2 protein-coding genes and 1 pseudogene are annotated in these 3185 nt (G+C 61.6%); all 3 read right to left on the bottom strand.

The features are described 5' to 3' along the window. Positions 1-411: 411 nt before the first annotated feature. Positions 412-1209: a hypothetical protein gene (locus tag NW807_RS08895; protein ID WP_414425876.1), complete on the bottom strand. Its 798-nt coding sequence runs from the start codon at positions 1207-1209 to the stop codon at positions 412-414. A gap of 96 nt (positions 1210-1305) precedes the next feature. Next, positions 1306-2205, bottom strand: a complete 900-nt coding sequence (locus NW807_RS08890) for a prepilin-type N-terminal cleavage/methylation domain-containing protein (protein ID WP_414425875.1) — start codon at positions 2203-2205, stop codon at positions 1306-1308. 90 nt (positions 2206-2295) lie between these two features. Beyond that, positions 2296-3185: pseudogene (locus NW807_RS08885) on the bottom strand (hypothetical protein); the annotation flags it as partial.

Below are 3185 nucleotides of genomic sequence, written 5' to 3'. Positions count from 1 at the left end.
GCAGGGGGAACCTTAAGGAGGGGGTTCTCGTTTATCCGTACTTTTGTGAACTCTGGCTCAGCGATTAGTATTATGGAGTGCGGAAGCACAGCTTCCGCCCGACGCTGAAGCTTCGCTTCAGCACTCCAAAGGTTTCAGCGCGGGACACCCCTCTCCCGCCGCCCTAAAGGGGGTAGGTTTTTTCTCGCGCGGTTGGCATTGCGGGCGGGACGCCCGCGTTCCCAGCGTCGCGCGTGCTGGGAGCGCGAGCGTCTCGCTCGCATGGCGGTAAAAATGCTCTGTTCGGCAACGCCGCGAGCAGGCACGCCCGCAAAAAAACTACCCCTTTAGGGGAGAGGGGCTGGGGGTGAGGGCAAAAAAGCGCACGACACCCCTCTCCCGCCACGCGGGAGAGGGGCTGGGGGTGAGGGCTTAGCACCCGCTACCGAAGGCGAACAGCACCGTCAGCAGGTCGGCGTCGTCCACTGTGCCGTCGCCGTTGAGGTCTTCGGGCAGGTTTGTGCCTGTGTTGCCGAAGGCGAACAGCACTGCCAGCAGGTCGGCGTCATCGACGCAGCCGTTGCAGTCCACATCGCCCTCCAGCCGCGCGCCGCCATAGGAAGCCAACTGGATGTTGAACGCACGCGCACAGGCGGGAATCAACGGGTTACACACTGCATCCGTCACGAAGCCTGTGAAGCCCACCTCGGAGGTCGCCGTCACATTGTTCAGCTGGATTGTAACTACACGGTTCAGCAGCCCCAGCGGGTCGCTCGTGCATTGAATCTCCTCCAAGTCTACCTCGATGGTTCCGTAGATGCTATCGATGCGGAAGGGATAGCCTGTCCCCCCGATGGTGATGATTGTGCAGACGGGCTGGGGGATGTTCTCCGCCCTCCAAGTAATGCGGTTGTCGCTGACGCTGGCGACGAAGCGCACAGTCTGGGTGGACGCTATTGCGTTAACAATCTGGTTCAGCGTCGTAGTGAAGTTGAGGGTGCCTGGGTCAAAGTTGATGACAAAAGCGTTTTGTGCGCCTGTTGTGCCGCTGGCAAAGGACTGGACGCACCCTTGTCCCAAGTTAATGTTCACGGCGTAGTCGGCGTTGTTGATTTTGAACGAGACGCTGCCTGCATCGCGCAGGCGGTCAGCCAGAGATTGCGCGTGGCTTGCGCCGATGAGCGCCACGATGCCTAAAAGCCCGAAGAGTCGTACCATCTGCATCATCATCGATTCCTCCTTTCCCGTGGTGGTCGGGTACGGTAATTATACAATAGAAATCCCGTTTTGTCAAGGGGGGCACAGTGAATGCGCCCCCCTGTTGGGTTAGTTGGTGCGTCGGCAGTGGTTGGGCGCGCCGTCGTCGCCGAACGGCTGATCCGTGCGCCCCGCTTGCCCTGGACAAGTGTGGCACGGGCGTCCGCCGCGTGGGTGCCCCGACGGGTACTGCGAGACGATGCCCGACAGCCCGTAGTAGATGTAGTTGGAGCCTGCAGGGGTGTGGAACGGTAGGCTCGTGTCAATCACGGCGTAGAGCGGCTTAGTCTTGCGCGCAGTCTCGCGCACAGTGACTTGTCCGCCTTGAACCTGCCGCGTTTTGACATTCCCCGAATGCCCGTCGACATAGCCCACAGACGCTACCAGGTTGTGCCGCCCCTGAATGTAGGAGCCAAGCCCATCCTGACGCCCCTGATGGTCGCCTAACACGCCGTCATACAATACGGGCGTGCGCACCACATCGTCGATTTCGGCGAGCCGAATCGAGCGCGGACCGCCAGGCCACGGCCACTGCTGTAGCGGCATGCTGCCCCGCTCAAACAGACACCAGTTGCCGATGTAGGCGGTCGTCTTGAAGTCAGAGCGCTGGTTGTTGGGACACAGCTCCAACGGCGAGAACGCGGTGCGCACATCCCATGCTTGCCGATCGGACGGACACCCCGATAGGTCGGCGTTTTTCATGTAGGGGAAGATGGCATGGTAGACCGTAAACGCGCAGAAGCCGCCCGCGCCGTTCGAGGTCATGTACAGGCTAAAAGGAAACGCCTCGTCGTAGTCCTGGATATACTGCAGTCCGCCAAGTGTGATCTGCTTGGTGTTGCTTAGACACTGGGTCTGACGCGCTTTCTCGCGCGCCTGAGCGAACACAGGGAACAAGATCGCCGCCAAAATGGCGATGATCGCGATAACGACCAGTAGCTCGATCAGCGTAAATCCGCGTCGTTGCATGATTACTCTACCTCCGCACATTAACATACGCCTAATTATACCCCATTCCTGCCGCAATTGGAGGCAATTTGGCGGCGATTTTCGCCGTGTTCATCTCTGTTCAGTGGCATCCGTCTCTTCCAGGTAGCGTGCGCCCAGCGCCACAAACTCCGCGCGGTCGATGTCGGCGGGCAGGTCGTAGGCGGCGGCGAACAGGCGCCATTCGTCGGCGAGGGTGAGTCGGCTCTCGCCGTCGGCTTCGGGGGTCTGCCCGTAGGCGCGTCCGCCTGTGCTGGGGCGCGGCGCACGCAGGTCTAACAGGTAGTGCAACGCGCGCGCTTTGAGTTCGCGCAGCAGCTCGCCGTCGATGTGGGGGCGCAGGTCGGGATGCAGGTTCCACACGCGCTGCCGCACGATTGCCCCATTCAGCGCGTCGCCCAGCGCGTCCGCCCGCGACTCGATGGCTTGGTTCAACTCCACGGCGGTCATATCCGCAGCGTCTATCGGCAGCAGGTCGTACACCGCGCGCGTGCGGATGGGGTGAAACTCGTGCGTGCGCGTGTCGGCGTCGTACAGCACCCATCCCTTCGGCTCGCCTGCCTCCTCCCAGATGTTGGTGCTGGTGAACTCGGTTGCGCCTGCGTAAATCGCGTTCGGCGCAACCTGTTGATAGATGTGCCAGTCGCCCAGCGCGATGTAGTCCCATTCGTCGCGCACGATTTTCTGGCGGTCAATCGGTCGCTCCAGCGTGAGCTGGGTGACGCCCTCCAGCAAGCCGTGCAGCAGCAACAGGTTGTAGCGTGTGTTTGGGTTCGGCTGTAGGATGCGCCGCTCGATGTCGGGCACACCCCGCGCGGGAATGCATAGCAGGGTCGCGTTCAGCGCGGGAATCTCCAGCCCATCAATCTGGTCGTAGACGACCTGTACGCCGTCGAGGTGTTTCAGCAGCGCGAGGATACAGCCGCTGCCTGCCACGCGCGGCGTCTCATGGTTGCCCGCGA

This window comes from Synechococcus sp. R70.1 (assembly GCF_047461675.1).
GTDB lineage: Bacteria > Cyanobacteriota > Cyanobacteriia > Thermostichales > Thermostichaceae > Thermostichus.
Note: the sequence above shows the minus strand (reverse complement) of the source record. Positions and strands in the feature narration are given on the sequence as shown.

Excerpts from the sequence above, each read along its gene's own strand:
- NW807_RS08895 (WP_414425876.1), bottom strand. The coding sequence starts at position 1,209 with ATGATGATGCAGATGGTACGACTCTTCGGGCTTTTAGGCATCGTGGCG.
- NW807_RS08890 (WP_414425875.1), bottom strand. The coding sequence starts at position 2,205 with ATGCAACGACGCGGATTTACGCTGATCGAGCTACTGGTCGTTATCGCG.